This window comes from Bacillus weihaiensis (genome assembly GCF_001889165.1).
Lineage (GTDB): Bacteria > Bacillota > Bacilli > Bacillales > Bacillaceae > Metabacillus > Metabacillus weihaiensis.
This window is the reverse complement of the sequence record NZ_CP016020.1, coordinates 766256-783758: the sequence shown is the minus strand read 5'-3', so window position 1 is coordinate 783758 and position 17503 is coordinate 766256. Positions and strand designations below refer to the sequence as shown.

General features: G+C 35.4%; 16 protein-coding genes. 5 read left to right on the top strand and 11 right to left on the bottom strand.

Translation table 11 applies throughout. The features are described from left to right. Positions 1-31 precede the first annotated feature (31 nt). Complete coding sequence (locus A9C19_RS21965; protein WP_199445810.1) at positions 32-208, bottom strand: hypothetical protein; 177 nt, start codon at positions 206-208, stop codon at positions 32-34. 359 nt (positions 209-567) lie between these two features. On the opposite strand from A9C19_RS21965, the gene A9C19_RS03715 reads away from it, so the two are divergent. The 5 genes from A9C19_RS03715 to A9C19_RS03695 all read left to right on the top strand — a co-directional run bounded on the left by A9C19_RS03715 (position 568) and on the right by A9C19_RS03695 (position 3212). Further along, positions 568-1230: a TetR/AcrR family transcriptional regulator gene (locus A9C19_RS03715; RefSeq protein WP_072578710.1), complete on the top strand. Its 663-nt coding sequence runs from the start codon at positions 568-570 to the stop codon at positions 1228-1230. Positions 1231-1293: 63 nt separating this feature from the next. After that, positions 1294-1995, top strand: coding sequence for a GTP pyrophosphokinase (locus A9C19_RS03710; RefSeq protein WP_072581728.1), 702 nt, complete (start codon positions 1294-1296; stop codon positions 1993-1995). 368 nt (positions 1996-2363) lie between these two features. Continuing rightward, on the top strand, positions 2364-2507 hold the full coding sequence (locus tag A9C19_RS03705) for an FbpB family small basic protein (protein WP_083584273.1): 144 nt from the start codon (positions 2364-2366) through the stop codon (positions 2505-2507). After that, positions 2504-2893, top strand: coding sequence for a sporulation protein (locus tag A9C19_RS03700; RefSeq protein WP_233499236.1), 390 nt, complete (start codon positions 2504-2506; stop codon positions 2891-2893). Before A9C19_RS03705 ends, A9C19_RS03700 begins: the two co-directional genes overlap by 4 nt. Before the next feature lie 40 nt (positions 2894-2933). After that, complete coding sequence (locus A9C19_RS03695; RefSeq protein ID WP_072578709.1) at positions 2934-3212, top strand: YkvA family protein; 279 nt, start codon at positions 2934-2936, stop codon at positions 3210-3212. Positions 3213-3578: 366 nt separating this feature from the next. Here A9C19_RS03695 and A9C19_RS03690 read toward each other — a convergent pair whose 3' ends face one another. The 10 genes from A9C19_RS03690 to A9C19_RS03645 all read right to left on the bottom strand — a co-directional run bounded on the left by A9C19_RS03690 (position 3579) and on the right by A9C19_RS03645 (position 17414). Beyond that, on the bottom strand, positions 3579-6662 hold the full coding sequence (locus tag A9C19_RS03690; RefSeq protein ID WP_072578708.1) for an efflux RND transporter permease subunit: 3084 nt from the start codon (positions 6660-6662) through the stop codon (positions 3579-3581). 162 nt (positions 6663-6824) lie between these two features. Beyond that, entirely contained in the window at positions 6825-7391 is a 567-nt protein-coding gene (locus tag A9C19_RS03685) for a TetR/AcrR family transcriptional regulator (protein ID WP_158515052.1), read from the bottom strand. 282 nt (positions 7392-7673) lie between these two features. Continuing rightward, entirely contained in the window at positions 7674-9269 is a 1596-nt protein-coding gene (locus tag A9C19_RS03680; RefSeq protein WP_072578706.1) for a histidine kinase N-terminal 7TM domain-containing diguanylate cyclase, read from the bottom strand. A gap of 339 nt (positions 9270-9608) precedes the next feature. After that, positions 9609-10538 (bottom strand): manganese-dependent inorganic pyrophosphatase, encoded by a 930-nt coding sequence (locus tag A9C19_RS03675; protein WP_072578705.1) that lies wholly within the window; start codon positions 10536-10538, stop codon positions 9609-9611. A 78-nt stretch (positions 10539-10616) separates the two neighbouring features. Beyond that, positions 10617-11111 carry a COG2426 family protein gene (locus tag A9C19_RS03670; RefSeq protein ID WP_072578704.1) on the bottom strand — a complete coding sequence of 165 codons (495 nt, stop codon included), beginning with the start codon at positions 11109-11111 and terminating at the stop codon, positions 10617-10619. Positions 11112-11294: 183 nt separating this feature from the next. After that, positions 11295-12185, bottom strand: a complete 891-nt coding sequence (locus A9C19_RS03665) for a 50S ribosomal protein L11 methyltransferase (RefSeq protein ID WP_072578703.1) — start codon at positions 12183-12185, stop codon at positions 11295-11297. Between the two features lie 618 nt (positions 12186-12803). Then, a complete protein-coding gene (trpB, locus tag A9C19_RS03660; protein WP_072578702.1) occupies positions 12804-13970 on the bottom strand; it encodes a tryptophan synthase subunit beta in 1167 nt (388 codons plus the stop codon). Positions 13971-14160: 190 nt separating this feature from the next. Then, positions 14161-15054 carry a foldase protein PrsA gene (locus A9C19_RS03655; protein WP_072578701.1) on the bottom strand — a complete coding sequence of 298 codons (894 nt, stop codon included), beginning with the start codon at positions 15052-15054 and terminating at the stop codon, positions 14161-14163. Positions 15055-15319: 265 nt separating this feature from the next. Next, entirely contained in the window at positions 15320-16735 is a 1416-nt protein-coding gene (locus tag A9C19_RS03650) for a sensor histidine kinase (protein WP_199445809.1), read from the bottom strand. Further along, positions 16728-17414, bottom strand: a complete 687-nt coding sequence (locus A9C19_RS03645; protein ID WP_072578700.1) for a response regulator transcription factor — start codon at positions 17412-17414, stop codon at positions 16728-16730. Before A9C19_RS03645 ends, A9C19_RS03650 begins: the two co-directional genes overlap by 8 nt. Positions 17415-17503: the final 89 nt, after the last annotated feature.

Sequence of the window (17503 nt, the reverse complement as noted above, 5' to 3'; positions counted from 1 at the left end):
CCTCCCCTAACAGAAGCATCCTCTTATTCTATCACTTTATTTTTCCTTTATTCTCTTCACCTGTTAATCCCTTAAAATCAGTAATTGGCATTGTGATGATTTTCCCACCTATTTGAACGTGAACTGAATCTTGAAAAATCGCCTTCACGATTCCTTTTAATGAAATGGTTGAGTTAATCTTAACTCCATTGTTTGCCTCTATCGTCATTTTCCCCAACACCTTCCCACACGTATTAATTTATTATAATTCTTTATCCTTTTGAATATTCCTTTAATTAATTTCCGAAGACTATTATACTCTTTTCTTACCCGTAGCTATTACTACGACTTTTTAAAAAAACAAGTTATCAATCGCTAAACAAGAAAAGAGCGGCTCTACCCAATCAGAGAAAAATCCTTGTACCAAGGGGATAATTAGGCACCTGTTTTTAGACGATTAACAACCTTTACAGCCTATATTTATAATATTAGTAATCATATCACATCCATAATATAGGCTGTCAACAAACGTGAACTTCAGTTCAGGTTATATTTTTTTTATGGTATGATGCTTGTGAGGTGGTCATGATGGCAAAGGAACAAGAACACCAGTTAATTGGTGAATACCCCTCTCTTCCAAAGCAAAAACGTGCTTTACAGAAGAGACTAGCTCTACTAGAAAGTGGTCGTACCTTATTTATTGAAAAAGGATGGGAGCAGACAAACGCGAAAGAAATTGCAGCACATGCTCATGTGGCAACTGGCACTTTTTATCGCTATTTTAAAGATAAACGTCAGCTTCTGATGTCAATCATCGAAGATTATGTAGACAAAATCATTCCACCGGAATTAAATTGGACAAATAACGATCCCATTTCCTATATTGCTCAACAATTAGAAACCCATGATTGTCACTTTCAACAATTAGGACTTCAAAAATTATTTCCGGAATTGCTAAAAGATCAACAGATTAATGAAATAATCAAAGAAAACCAAACAAGGATTCATAAAAAAATCATGCAAAAGCTTGAAACAGCTAAAGAACAAGGACTTAGTTGGACTGACTTAGATAGTAGCATAACAGCTTGGTCCATTATGAGTTTGTCCGCCTCTATAATAGAAATTAATCAATATCAACCGAATAAAACAAACTATGTTGAATTAGCAAAGATCATTTGCAGACTCATTTTTCCCCCAGAAGTGTTGGAAAAGCTTATAGAGAGCAATTCCACATCCCAACATACTAGTTAAATTCTGATTAGAGAGGAATTACTTAACGTGATCCAACAAATTGATATAAATGACATAAAGAAAATGAAAGTAGAAATGACTCGTTTTATGATGGCATATAAATTTGCAATTGATGAAGTAAATACGAAAATTAATATCTTAAAGGATGAATTTACGTATATACATGATTACAATCCTATTGAACATGTAAAATCAAGACTCAAATCTCCAGAAAGTCTGATGAAGAAAGTGGCGAAGAAAGGGATTCCCTACTCATTACAATCTATTAAAGACCAAGTTCGTGATATAGCAGGGATTCGGATCACGGTATCTTTTATATCAGATATATATGAAATACGTAACATGCTTGCAAATCAAAAGGATATTACTATTGTAGAAAGTAAGGATTATATCCAGACACCAAAACCAAATGGCTATCAAAGTCTTCATCTTATTTTGCAAATTCCAATCTTCATGTCCGATCGTGAAGAAAATGTGTATGTAGAAATTCAAATCAGAACCATCGCTATGGACTTTTGGGCAAGTCTGGAGCATAAAATCTACTATAAATATAATAAAGATATTCCCGAACATCTTTTAACCGAACTTAAAGATGCCGCAACTAAAGCTATGATGCTAGATAAAAAAATGGAGCAATTAAATAAAGAAGTGAATGTATTAAAGCATTTAGATAAAGAAACTAACTCTGATGAAATGATCGTGAAAATCGATCAAGATCAGTTTCCGATACCCATGCAATTACTAGAAGCGTTGATGAAAAACTAATTTTCATACTTTCTTGTTAGTGTATTCCACTAGTTGATTTCTATATTGACTAAACGCTACTTCTCGTTTATTATTAATGTATATAATTGAATCGGTCTCCTAAAGGGGAGTAGCTTTTACAATAAAGTCGTCATTACAGAAGGAATTTCACCTTCTCGGCTTTGTTGGCAACCTTGGTTGTTAGCAAGACCTTTACTATTTTGGTAAAGGTCCTTTTATTTCTTTAAAAACCTTTACCATATGTGGTAAAGGTTTTTTTTTATACGATGTTATCGATTAAGACGTTGCTCACTTTAGGATACATCAATCAAAAAGCCTCTACCGACCGGTTCTACATTTAAATCCCTTTACTAAAGGAGAAATGAAAAATGTTTACCAAGAAAAAATCCTATCTTGAGTTAATTAAACAAAACAAGGAAGAACTTCTTAAAAATAAAGAGCTGCTAGACGTAATTGAAAAACGTGTTGATGAAAAGATTACAAAAATAACTAACAATGGAGGAAACCGATGATGCTTTTGCGAAAATATATGTCTTTGTTAGGAGTTGGATCTGCTTTAATTGACCTTATTTTACCTAAGTCACATTATCATAAAGGTGAACTCATCAAAGGCCACTTCTTAATTAAAGGCGGTACTATTGAACAACGTCTTAGGCGAATTGAATGTGATTTAATGAGAATTGACCATAAAACTGAGAAAGAAACGGTTGTAGATACAGTAACAATCTTATCTTCTAAAGTTATTCATTCTGAAGAGACAAACCATCTACATTTCACCTTTCAATTACCAGAAACTCTTACACCTTCCTCACAGTCGATCTCTTATCGTTTTAAGACTAGACTCGTTTTTAACGAAGGTGTTGAAAGTAAAGACCTTGACATTATTTATGTTCATTAACAGGAAATCTTCCAGAATGATCCAGGAGTGTTGAAAACAAATGAAATTTATCAAGCGATTCAAATTCATCTTAACTTTTTGGAAATTTATTCCGTTCCTAAAGGATTTTTTTCTAACAAAGCAGGTACCTCTCTCAAAAAAAGTCTTGGGAGTCAGCCTTTTACTCGTATATATCTTCTTTCCTTTTGACCTTATTCCAGACTTCCTTTCTGTCCTTGGGGTACTAGATGATCTTGTAATCGCAACCTTTATATTAGACAGAATGATAAAAATTGCTCCAGACTCATTAAAGGAAAAACACGGGCTTATAATAAGGTAAAAAAAGATTTTACTAGAAGAGGCTGGGACATAAGTGTTTTTAGTTAATGAGAAACCCGAACTATTAGGTGATTTCCAATGAAAATCTCCCATATCGTTCGGGTTTTATTCTTTGTCACTACATGTATTGTTTATGCATATAATGTTAATTTTACTCCGCGGAAAGCAAGTGGATGCAGCGGAATGGAACGTACTTGTTCTTCCACCACAACAACGTGTTAAATGATAATCGTTCGTCTTTTTAAAAAATGATTGAGTTTTGACCCAACCTCTTTCCTTTTCGGAATTGTTATGTTTTTTATGTCTTCAACTAAAGAATAACAGGCTCTACCACTAGAAGCTTTCTGGTCAAAACCAGATTTACCTCTTAGCCTTCTTCCGTGCTATTCACTTTTTTCCTTTTAATTAACGTATAAAAGGCTGGTACGAACAGTAAGGTAAAGATTGTTGAAAAGAAAATTCCTGAAATAATAGAAATAGCAAGTGGTGTAAAGAGAACATCGCCACTAAAAGCAATTGGTAATAAAGCTCCCATAGAAGTAACAGCAGTCAAAACAACCGGACGAAGCCTTGCTTGACCTGACTCCACAACTGCTTCCACCAAGCTTGCTCCCTCATTTAAACGTTGCTCCATAAATTCAATAAACACTGTAGCATTCCGTACAACGATACCTGCAAGTGAAACGATTCCCATCATTGCCATAAATCCTAGGCCTGTTTGGGTGATGAATAATCCTATCATCGCTCCCGATACGGCTAAATAAACAGAGCTCATAATCAACAACGGAATTCTTAAAGAATTAAATTGAACAACCATTAAAAGATAAATTAAGAACACAACAATGATAAATAGCTTACCAATTTCCACAAAGAAATCTGAGCGTGCAGATGATTCTCCTCCAACAGATACGGAAATGGAATCTGTCGTATATTCATCTGCTAGTTTCTGAATCTCTTCTTCTACCTGAGCTTTTTGTTCGTCTTTTGGATACGTTCTAATTGTGACCGTACGTTCACCATCAGTATGAGGAATTGATTGAATTTCCTCTCCCTCTTCTACCGAGAGTAAGTCAGATAAAGGAACAAGCTCTGGTGGACCTTGACCGGCTTGAGTTTTAGAAGGTAATTCAATTTCTTCTAAATCAACCGCTTTTCCAGCCTCAACTCCATCTAATTTTATGGTGAAATCACGACTTGTGACACCATTATCATAGGTTCCCATTGGAACACCATCTGTGATAAGACGGATTTGTTCACTGATCTCACTTGGAGTAATACCATGCTTTTGAAGCTCCTCTCTTACAGGAACATACGTAATGGTTGGGCGAGGCTTTCCTACATCATCTAGTACTGCACCACTTCCATCAATACCAGTAATATCCTCTTTCATTTCGTCGACTGCAGACATCAGTTCATCAAGTTCCTCACCTGATACTGTAATCGCAATTGGCGCTCCTACCGGTGGTCCTGCTTCAATCGTTGACATGGAAATAACCGCATCAGAATACCTTTCTCTTAGCGTATCCTCCCATCTTTCTATGGTTTCAGATGCAGATTGAGATTCCCTCTCCACCCTAAGGACTAATTGACCAATATTTTCACCAGGATTTGATACAACACTACCAAATAACCCTGGTTCACTTGTACCAACAAACGTCGTGACTTCATAGATATTTTTATCTTCTTCTTCTAAAAAAGATCGTATTTCGGATAAATAGTCATCCGTACTTTCTATCGTCTCTCCTGGTGGTAAAGTAACAGTAATTGTTACTTCCTCTCTGTCAGCACTTGGAAAGAATACGACTGGGATAAAAGGAACGAGCCCATAAACCAGTGTGCAGAAAATCAATACGGATAAGCCGAAACGCATAGGAAATTTTACAACTTTTCTCAAGATTTTGTCACTATACCAAGCTGCCAAAGCCTCAAGAGGTTTCCCCAATAACCCATCTCTCATCTTCTTATTTTTCTTCTTCGCTTTTTCTTCAAAACGTTTCTGTCTCCAAACTAAGAAAATCGGCACAATGGTTAACGCAATAATGGTTGAACCGATAATGGTCGTAATAAGAACAGATGGCAAGGCTCTAATAAATGCACCGTTTGAACCCGTAATAAAAGTAAGAGGTAAAAATGTAAAAACTATTGCTAACGTAGATGTAATAATCGAAACTCGAACCTCTTTTGATCCTTTAAGAGCACCTTCTAATGGTTTATCACCTAATACGTAACGTCTACGAATATTATCATTAATAACAATTGCATCATCAACTAAAATACCTAAAGCAATAATCATTCCAATAATTGAAATTTGATTCAGGTCGACTCCCATATATGGCAGCGGAATTAATCCTAAAGCAATTGATGATGGAATTGCAATTGCAACCAAGATTGCCGAATTAACATTTAATCCAAGCAGGGTCACCAGTACAACAACTAAAATAGAGATTAAAAAGGACGTTCCTAAATCAGTAAAGATCTTCCCAACAATGGTATTTTGAGTATAATACATATCTAACTCAGTGTTATCAGGTAGATCACTTGCTAATTCTTCTACTTTTTCATTGACTTTTTTGTGTAATGAAGGGATATCAACCCCTTTTTCTTGAAGGACTGTCATTGATAGAGCTGGCGTATCGTTATATTGAACTAGACTTGGCTTTTCTTTAGGTACTAGCTCCAACGTAGCAATATCTCCTATGAAAATATCTTCGCCTTCAGATGATGTTTTCACGAAAACCTTTTCTATTTCTTCAATATTTTCTATGTGATTTAATGATAATTGTTTATTAACATTGTCAATTTCTTGACTTCCTAGTGGCGTAATTTCTAATTCCTTATTAATAGTAGTTAAGATATCTGGGAATAAAATTTGATTTTCATCCATTTTTTCTTGATCGAGTGTCAGTAAGTATTGATCTTCCATTATTCCTTTAAATGAAACCTTACGTACACCATCAATTTTTTCAATCTCTTTTTGCCAAGATAAAAGAAGCTCTCTTTGCTCCTGAAGTAATTCACGATCGTCACTTACTATATGATAGGAAGATAATGCACCCGTTTGGATATCTGAATTCACAACAGGGTTCAAAGCATCTTCTGGAAAGGAGTTACTCGTATCAGAAACAGCCTGACGGACATCAGAGAACACTTTGTCTCGATCCACGTCATCTGTCAATTCAAGGACAATACTTGAAATACCCGCACCCGATACAGACGTCATCTCCTTAATACCATTTATCGACTCTAGCTCTTCTTCAAGCGGATTTGTAATGGATCTCTCTACTAATTCCGGAACAGCTCCTGGATACACGGTTGTAATTGTGCCAACATTAACAGAAATTTCAGGTATTTCTCTTTTAGAAAGCTGAAAAGCTGTCAAAACACCGATAATAATCAGTAAGGTCAAAAATGTTAATGTTACTTTCGGACGTTTAATCAATAATTGAAACATAGGTTCCTCCTCTATCTTGTTTGCTTTTCACATCGTCGTCCGCAAACTGACCAACGGGTATCGAAAACCAATAATTAACCTAGTATACTAAAATGATACTGAACTAATTTATGACCAATGGGTACTCTTCATGCAGAGGATTTTCTTAGTTAAAAGTAAGAATTAATCCTTTTGACATCCATTTAAAAATAACTCAACAACAAAAAGAACGGTTTGAAGCAGCATGGCATAGTCGAAGTTGGGATTAAAAAAGATATCACGCTTATAGCTCTCTAACATTCCAATAAACGCCTTCGCATGCTCCTCTGGGTTACTTATTCCCTCAGATCTCATTAATGTAACAACATATTTATGATAATGATCAAGAAAGTCATGCAAGCATTTAATCATTTTGGGATCGTTATTGTAGGCTTGCAGATATTTATTAGGTGTCTGGCGATCTTTATAAAAAACCACTAATTGCTTTTCGGCAATGCACAAAAGTTTTTCTTTAAATGTTGTAAATTTACCAACTTCATGATGAAGGTGGGCTAAATATTGACGAAATTCCCGTTCATGTGCCTCAATATAGAGTTCTTCCTTTGAAGAAAAATAAATATAAATCGTCCCTTTTGAGACACCTGCCTGCTCAGCAATATCTACGATCTTCGTTTCGTAATACCCATTTTTCCCAAAAATATTCATTGCTGCATCTAAAATTTTAGTTCTTTGGTCTTTCCCTCTTGTCAAATTCATCCTCCTCTATGAAGATCATCAGTCTTGTTCAGTTCACATAGTAAAAATATATAAGGTTAAAGAAAGCGAGTCAAATTCCAATGTGCTATTCGTAAACCTAGCTCATCGCTTATGTTCTAAAAAGCATGTCGGTCTGTCGCAATGGCTTCATCGGCACATCTTTTTGGGCTTTTTGATAGGCAGCTTACTTTATTTGCTGAAAAAGATTGCTTTGGTACTGAATGTTATGCTAGGCACTAAAAAAGCTTTCTACATGATAGAAAGCTCTGAATGAGATTATTTATTTAATAACCTTGGGTTAGCATGAAGAATGACCTTTGAGTCTTTTGCCATATGTACTACATTTCTGCCCTGTTTTTTCGATTCATATAAGGCAAGATCTGCATTTCGTAAAACCTCTTCAATAGGTATATGTCTTAATGCTTCTGTCACCCCAAAACTTGCAGTCATTGGAATCGAAAGATGATTCATTTCAAGAGGGGTATTCTCTATCCCTACTCTAAGAAGTTCTGCATATTCAATGCCTTCTATCAAGTTAGCGGATGGTAAGCATATGACAAATTCTTCACCACCATATCTCCCGAATAAATCTTTAGGCTGGAGAAACTGTTTACAAACAGACACAACATGAAGAATTGCTTCATCTCCAATATGATGTCCGTATGTATCGTTAATCTTCTTAAAATAATCAATGTCGAATAGAATCATCGTACAAATATCGTCTTGCTTAGCATGCTCCTCCATTAACTGGACACTTTTATCGAGAAACGCCCGTCGATTTAAGATACCTGTTAACCCGTCCATATAAGCCATATGAATGAGCTTATTATGTAATTGTTTTTGTTCTGTTACATCCGCAATGACAATTGTACTTCCAACAGTAACTCCTGTTTTTTTTCGAACAGGTGTGGAACGAATTTGGTAGGAAGAGTGTTTTCCCGTCCACTCTAATTCGTACTCTTCTTTTTGATTATAGTGGTGAATGGAAGGAAAGAAATAACGATCACTATCTATCCCTTTCCACAATGAATGAATCTCCTGTCCAATGGACTGATCATCTAGATTGGCAATCAGCTTTGTGGCTGCATGATTAAAATCGACTATTCGTAAAGTGGAATCTAAAACTAGCACTCCATCTCGCATGCTATCAAAGATTAATCCCCTTGCAATTGGTGCTAATTCTAATAAACTAGTTGATAAAAAAGCCCATATATACATAATGGAAGTCAAGCTCATGACAACTGGAACAGGATCCATTCCATAAGGTGTATAGCCCAGTAGGTATAGAAAGGCAGAAACCAAAGGTAAGTATATACTTAGTAATAAGACAAAAATCTGTTTCCAATAAGTTGATTTTGTTTGTCTCCAATAATGTAATAGGATTAGTCCACCTGCTAACATGCATCCAAACGTATAACTGCCGTGAACAATATACCATGGGCCAATCACAAATTGAATCATTGGATAGATCTCTGTTTTTAAAAATATAGTGTGATAAAATTGATTGTGCCAATGATTGGTCCAAACCACACACGTTGTCAGCGCCGGTATAAAAAAGAGAAATCGTCTATTCCATTTTGTTAAGAATTTTTCAAGTCCAGTGTATTGAATGACTAATATTAAACTAAGTGGAGCGAGATAAGGGATACCAATATATTGAAAATAAGTCCAAAATACGATTACATTCAATTCTTGACTAGCTAGCTCAAAGGCATGTCCAAACGTGTAAATTGAGGTGAATACACATATTAGAATGAACGTTTTACTCCCTCTGAATTTTTCCCTCTTATTATACGCATACACACCTAGCAAAATATTTAACACACCAGCAACTGCCATTAACACAATATAAATAAGGATATCAGTAGGCATATTCACAAACTCCAATTATCAAATTCCCTCTAATGATGTGAAGTAAAAATACTCAGGCTTTCTACTTCAGCTAGTAAATATTTGAAAAAATACATTTATTTTAGATTATCTTAAAAATGGAAGATTGAAAAGGGTTTAATTTATCTCATACATATGTACGAGTAATCAAAACTAGAACTTTTTGCATAAGGAAGGACTTTGGAGGCAACTTATCTAAGTGGATTTTTTAACTCTCCCATCATGAGAAGATTCGAAAAATAAAAACCCGAATTATTAGGGAAGATATTCATGAAAATATCATCCGATAATTCGGGTTTACTATTGCCCCTTTTAGGGAGATTATTTAGAGAAAGCTTCTGTTAAAACAGGAACGATTTGCTTCTTACGAGAAACTACACCTTTTAGTGTCGCTTGGTTGTTATCAAGAGTCACATCAAAAGCTTGCTCCACTTTAGCTGTTTCCTTACCAATTGCTAGAGCAACTGAATCGTTTGTTAAGATATCTGTTACGACGAATAAGAATAGGTCTAAGCCTTTCTCATTAACAACCTTAGTTAATGCCGCTTCCACCTCAGCTTTGTTCCCTAACACATCATTTGTATCAACGGCATTTACTTGGGCAATTTCCACTTTACTTGAACCCATCTGGAATTCTTTCGCATCAAGGGAGATTAATTGTTCAACTGTTTTATCGCTTAAATCAGCACCAGCTTTAAGCATCTCTAAGCCATATTCTTCTGCATTAACACCAGCAATATCAGCTAATTCCTTTGCAGCATCTATATCCTCTTGTGTACAAGTAGGAGATTTAAATAAAAGTGAATCAGAGATGATCGCCGATAGCATTAATCCTGCTATATCCTGATCAATAGCTACGCCTTTCTCTTTATACATCTTATTTAAAATTGTTGCAGTACAGCCAACCGGCTCTGCACGATAGTACAGGGGATCACTCGTTTCAAAATTAGCGATACGATGATGATCAATGACTTCAAGAACACGAACCTCATTAATATCATCAGCACTTTGTTGACGTTCATTATGGTCTACTAAAATAACGCCACTAGCCTCTCCAGCAACTTTTTCTACGAATCGTGGTGCTTCTTTTTTAAAAGTATCAAGAGCAAATTGAGTCTCGCCACTAACCTCACCTAACCGAACAGGTTCAGCAGGTTGTCCTAGCTTATTCTTTAGATCCGCATAAGCAATTGCAGAACAAATTGTGTCTGTATCAGGATTTTTATGACCGAAAATAAGTACTTTTTCCATAATAATCTCCTTTATCAAATGAAATATAGTCTATGATAACATATGTAGCTATGGATATTTAATAATTATAACGAAAAATTAAAATAGCGAAAAGGATGCGAGACCAATTGCTACAATGAAAGCTGCCACAAGAACTCCAGCTGTGATTGAAAGGAACGCATATTTAAAACGAATGCCAAAAATAATGGCTGCTACACAAGCACTATAAGCACCTGTTGTTGGAAGTGGCAGAGCCGTAAATAGCATAAGTCCAATCGCTCCATACTTTTCTACACTACTACTTTTCTTCATCGTTCGAGTATAAAGCCAATCATACATTCTTTTATACCATTTGAATCGTGTAAGCCATTTACTTAAAGGCTGAAATAAAAATAATACGGGAATAATCGGTAAGACATTGCCTAGAATACTCAATAATGAAGCTTTCATTAAGGAAAAATCATAATGCAAATACCCTAGCGGTAGCCCACCACGTAATTCTAGTATTGGCAGTGCTGAAACAATAATCACCACAAGTTCAGCAGGTAAAAAATCTAAGCTCTGAACAATAAACTCTTCTAGTTTTTCCTTCACATTCACACCTCAAACTTATCAACATTTTCCAACAATTAATTTTAAACGAAGCTACTTGATTTGGAAAGAAGGATTTTTCCTCTTTGAAAAAAGATTTCCTCCTTCTCTCCTTTCTTGCCACAGAAAAACCATATAATCAGCAACAAAAAAAGATGATTCAATTAGAACCACCTTTAGAAACTCTTACGCTTTTGTAAAGTGAATTGTTACCCATTCATTTGTTTGTGTTTTTTCCTTAATTGAAAATCCTTCTACCTGAAACTTCTCAATAAGCTGATCAATGTGCCATTCAACAAGACCAGAGATGATAAATTCATTACTAAAGTGTAAAAGCTGATGTCGATCAATAATACTCATTGTTTCATTTGCACCGATATTAATGAAAATATAGTCATAATGATCTGTAATTTTATATTCTCCAGTAATAAGATCTGCTTGTACAACTTGAAGATCATTCACTACTGAATTCAATTCTGCGTTATGCAATAGCTCTCTTGCCACATCCTCATAATCCACAGCTACCACTTTGCTTGCTCCCTTAAGAGAAGCTGCAATAGCAAGCATACCTGACCCAGTTCCTAAATCTAATACGGTTTTCCCTTTAAATTCTTTTTCAAGAATCATTCGTAAACAACCCTGTGTCGTTTCATGTAATCCTGTACCAAAAGCAGCAAGAGGATCAAACTTCAACACATTTTTATTTTCGTAGTTTTCCGTTGAAGAAGGATATTGAATCATCCAATTATTCCCTAAATCAATGTCGTTAAAATCATAGGATTGCTCCCAGTCCGTCTCATCTTGAGCAGAGTGAACAATATCATCCTTTGAGATGGAGAGTGTTTCAGTGATAAGGGAAAAATAAGCTTCAGGAAGATTCTCGACTTCTATATCACTTGCGTAGATCTTTAATTCAACCTCTTGTTCTTCCTTCTCTTCATATCCGTATCCATTTTGAACTTTAATAATTTCAATTGGTGATTCGTAATAAAGATGATAAATACCAACTGCATTCAACTGATCTGTTAGCTGATCAACTACTTTATAAGGTACATCTATCTTAAATTCATGTAACATGTAAAATTCCTCACTTTTATCTTCAACATATAGTTTGTCCTTACACAGTTTAATATAAATTTTGTTTCAATATCAAATTTTTTTAAACAATGTTATGTTTTTTTCCCGATGTGCAATCAGTAGGAGGTATGAAATCCCTGCAAGAGAGCCTGCCAAAGGGAGATCACATTCTATAACCTACATACCTGTAAAGCTTCAAGATCCATAGTGAGATAGCCGCTAGTGTAATGAATGATACGAGCTTTTTCAATTGATCAAGCATACGTGTTATAGCCTCTCGTAGTGTACCAATAAGCCTAGCATTCTCATTAAACGTAATTTTCTTATTTCTACGATATTTCCCACTTACCTCTCTCTTCAATGCCGTATGTCGGTCATACGAATGAGGAGAGAGTGTAAACCATGGCAATGACACTCACTAAAAGGATAATCACATGCACTTTAGCTACGTGTGTTAGCGCATCATCAAGCGATCATTCTAGGAGATCTATAGGTATAAAGGAATAGATCACGCAGGAACAAGATGTGATAACAGCAACTCCCAGAAAAAAACACCCAACTAGATAGTTCAGCTACCTTTTTGGGTGTTAAAAGTGGTTACATATATCCACGCAATATTTATGCTTTTAGCATTTTATATACTTGCTCGACGTCTTTATCTCCTCGTCCTGAAAGATTTACAATCAAGGAATCATCTTGATCTAGCTCTTTTGCTAGCTTCATAGCATGTGCAACTGCATGGGCACTTTCTAAAGCTGGGATAATCCCTTCTACTTTGGACAATACTTGAAAAGCTTCTAATGCTTCTTGACCAGCAATCGTCACATATTCAGCTCGATTACTTGTTTTCAAAAAGCTATGCTCTGGGCCAATCCCAGGGTAATCAAGTCCCGCTGCAATAGAATAAGTAGGCTTCGGATCTCCATTTTCATCTAATAATGTTAAGCATTTAAAACCATGAATAACTGCTGGAGTCCCTTCTGAAATGGACGGCGCTTCAGCTGGCTCAACTCCCACAAGTCTTACATCTTTTTCATCAAGATAATGAGCGAAAGCACCAATTGCATTACTACCTCCACCAGCACAAGCAACAACTGCCTTTGGTAATTTGCCTTCTTTCTCTAGAATTTGTTTTTTCGATTCTTCACTTATGATTGATTGAAAGTGTTTGACCATCGTTGGAAACGGATGAGGTCCTACGGCAGATCCTAAAAGATAAAACGTATTTTCATAATTCTCTACTAAGTCATTTAACGCTTCATCCACGGCATCCTTTAAACGTCCTTGACCTTTTTCAACCGGGACTACCTTTGCCCCTAACAACTCCATACGAAACACATTCAATGCTTGCCTTTCAGTATCTAATTTCCCCATATAAACCGTGCAATCCATTCCGCCAACAATCGCACAAGCTGTTGCCGTAGCTACACCATGCTGCCCTGCTCCTGTTTCAGCAATAATTCGCGTAGCACCCATTCGTTTTGCAAGTAAAATTTGACCAATTGCATTATTAATTTTATGTGCTCCTGTGTGGTTTAAATCTTCACGCTTAAGATAGATTTTTGCACCACCCACCTGTTTCGTTAAGTTTTCAGCATATGTAAGTGGGTTCTCTCTCCCGATATACTCTTTCATATAATAATGAAATTCTTTTACAAACTCTGGGTCATTTTTGTATTTTTCAAAGTTTTCATCTAAAATGTCCAAAACATTTTTTAAGTCCGGCGGAACAAAGCTACCTCCGAACTCTCCAAAATACCCTTTTTCTAACGTATTCTTTTCCATAAGGTCTCCCCCTCATTTTTTCTTTATTCTGAAAATAAAATTAACTTCATTGTACCATTATTTATCTACCGTATGGAGGGTCTTTTACAATTTGTAGGTTGAATTGGCGCCTGACATCTTATAGGAACATTTTACTCACTCAAAAATCTTAATCCAAGGTAATAAAAAAAGACCCCATATAACGGAGTCCCTATTCGTTCCTACTTAAATAGTTTTTTACATCATATTCTTCTTTTTTCTCTTCTAGCCAGATTGGATATTCCGTTGACATTTTTTCGTCAGTTAAAATAGTTGTAATTTCTTCTTTACTCTCATTAAAGCTTGCTTCGGAAGCTTCCTGTATATCTGTCACTTTAATAATATGATAGCCATATTCGGTTTTTACTGGCTCACTTACTTCGTCCACTTTCATTGAAAAAGCTGCTTCTTCGAATTCAGCAACCATACTGCCTTCTCCAAAATATCCTAAGTCACCACCCGATTCTGCGGATGCGGTATCTGTTGAATATTCTTGTGCCAGTTCAATGAAATCTTGTCCAGCATTCAATTTATCTTTTACTTCATTTGCCGTATCTTCATCTTTAACTAAAATATGACTTGCTTGAATTTGCTTTGTTTTTGCAAAGGACTCCTTATTTTCCTCAAAATACGTTTGCAATTCTTCTTCCGTCACATCTATTCGAGATTCTACAAGCTTTTCAATTTGAAGATTTAGTTTCATATCTTCAAAAACATCTTCCATCGTTAAACCACTCGTTGCTAATGTTTGATTAAACATCTCTTCTCCACCATAGGATAAAACAAGTTCATCTACCTCAGCTTCTACTTCTTCATCTGAAACTTTCACCTCTTGCTTCTTTGCCTCTTGCTCAATAATACTTTTAGTGATAAGTGAATCTAACGCTGCTTCTCCATTTTGTGAAACAAAAAATGCGTACAAGTCATCTTTTGTTACAGACTCACTTCCCACCTTTGCTACGACATCTTTATTTAATGCTAAAAAGACAGATAATCCTATAGCTAAAGAAATAAGAACTGCTAAGATAACAATTGTTTTTTTGCTAGCTAAAATTTTTTCAATCATAGTAACTCCTTTAGTCTTTGACCTATTAAGTTCATAGAAATCTACTATCCTCTCATGTAATGAAAGTACTTCGCTTGAACTCGTTTCTCTATCTTATCGAACATCTATGACTAAACTATGAACAAAACATGAAGAATCAAGGAATAAATGTAACGAAAATCAACAATATGTAGATCAAAGACAAAAATAAGACCCGAAAGGATATGATCACCTAATCCTTCGGGTTTAACCATGACTGAACTACTTTTTGTCCCAGTCCCCTATTTTATTTTGGAAGAATTATTCTGAATATTGTCCCCTTTCCCTTTTGACTCTTCACATCAATTGTTCCGTCATGTAATTCAACTAACCTCTTAACAATGGATAGTCCTAATCCAAATTCTCCAAATTGATTGCTCGTTCTCGATAAATCAGCTTTATAAAATCTGCTCCAAATTGACTCAATCTCACTTGGATCAATTCCAATTCCAGTATCCTCAATTTCAATGACGGTATTTGTCAAAGTCTGCTTACCACGCAACCAAATAGTTCCGTTTTCTGTAAATTGAATACTGTTTTTTGTAATATTAATTAAAATTTGAATGAATCGATCATAATCTACTTGGACTTCACATTCTTCATCAACATCAAGTTGAATGGTGTTATGTTTATTCTTCGCTTCCATAATTAAGTGCTCATTCATTATTTCAAATAATTCCTTAAGCTGGACTGTTTCCTTCATTAAGGTTATTTGGTTCGATCGAATCCGTTCATAATCAAGATTCTCATTTACTAGTCGAATTAGTCTTTTAGTTTCATCACTCACTAATTGTATTCCTTTTTCCTTTTCTTCCTCAGGGATCATATTATTCCTCATCCCTTCAATAACACCACTAATTGTGGTAAGCGGTGTTCGTAGCTCATGGGAGACATCCGCCATAAATTGTCTTCTCCGGTTTTCTAAACGAACAATTTCCTCGTTTGATAACTTAAGCTGATCCACCATATTATTGAAATCATTTGCCATTTCATCAATTTCATCTAAATTGCCTGTTTCGATGTGAGCATCATAGTTACCTTTTGCTATTTTTGACGTTGCCCTTCTAATTTTCTCAATTCGGTTCACATGAACTTTTGAAAGAAGCCAACTTAATAATACCGAAACAAAAAGTGCGATAAGAATGGTGTAAAATAAGGATTGATTAAGTTCACTTATCATCTCTCTTGATCCACTTATCGGAGAAATTAAAAGAATGCCCCCATTAATATCACCATTCGACAGAGATGGAATCGCTACTAAGGAGACATCTTGTGAAGCCCATTGGATGTTTTGTTTTACCACTACATTTTGACCATTAGAAAGCTTATCCCAATCTTCCTCAGTTATCTTCATATGTGAAGAAGCTGTAGCTAATGGGTACACAATTCTTCCACGTGAATCAAATATACTAAAATATGTATTTTGTTCATTTAGAAACCTTCTATATTGGCTCAGAGATTGTTCTCTTTTCGATTGTTCAAATTCCCGCAAAATACTTTCGCCATAGCTTGTTAGCTCACTCACCTTATTTTTATAAACTAAGTTCTCCACATAATGACTAAATAAAATACTCAAGATGAGAAATGCAATAAATATAATACTAAAATGACTAATAAACAGCTGGTAAATATACTTAATTTTTATGTTTTTTAAGCTATTCATCAAATTTATATCCTACTCCCCAAACAGTATGAAAGAAAGGATTTGAAGGCGTTTCAACCTTTTTTCTCAATCTTTTAATATGCACATCAACTGTTCGTTCATCACCGTAAAAAGAGTAACCCCAGACACTCTCTAACAGCTGTTCTCTCGTAAAAACCTGTTTCGGATGTTGAATAAAATAATACAAAAGATCAAATTCCTTTGGCGTCAAATTCGTAATTTCTTTGCCTTGTAAAAGAACTTCTCTTGTCGTTTTATTTATATGAAAGTGTTCCGTCTTAATCACATTCTGCACCATTACTTGATTATGTGTAGAGCTTTGATATCGTCTAGTAACTGCCTTTATTCTCGCCATCAAGGCTAATGGACTAAAAGGCTTCGTGACATAATCATCTGCTCCCATTTCAAGCCCCAGAACTTGGTCTGACTCACTGTCCTTTGCCGTTAGCATAATAATTGGTACTGTGTATTTTTCATCCCTAATTTTACGACATAATGTTACACCATCAATACCAGGTAACATCCAATCAAGAATAAGTAAATCCCATTTTTCACTCTTAAATCTTTCATACCCCTTAAGTCCATCGTGAACAAATTCCCCTGATATTCCATCCTTCGAAAAGAACATATCAATCATTGAACATACACTTTCGTTGTCTTCAACAACTAGAACTTTCATTCTGTTCACCACCTCTTATTTTATCTATCATAAGTTAACTTAGCTGGTTTCGTAAACTTAGTTGCTATACGTCATATGATGAAAACAGC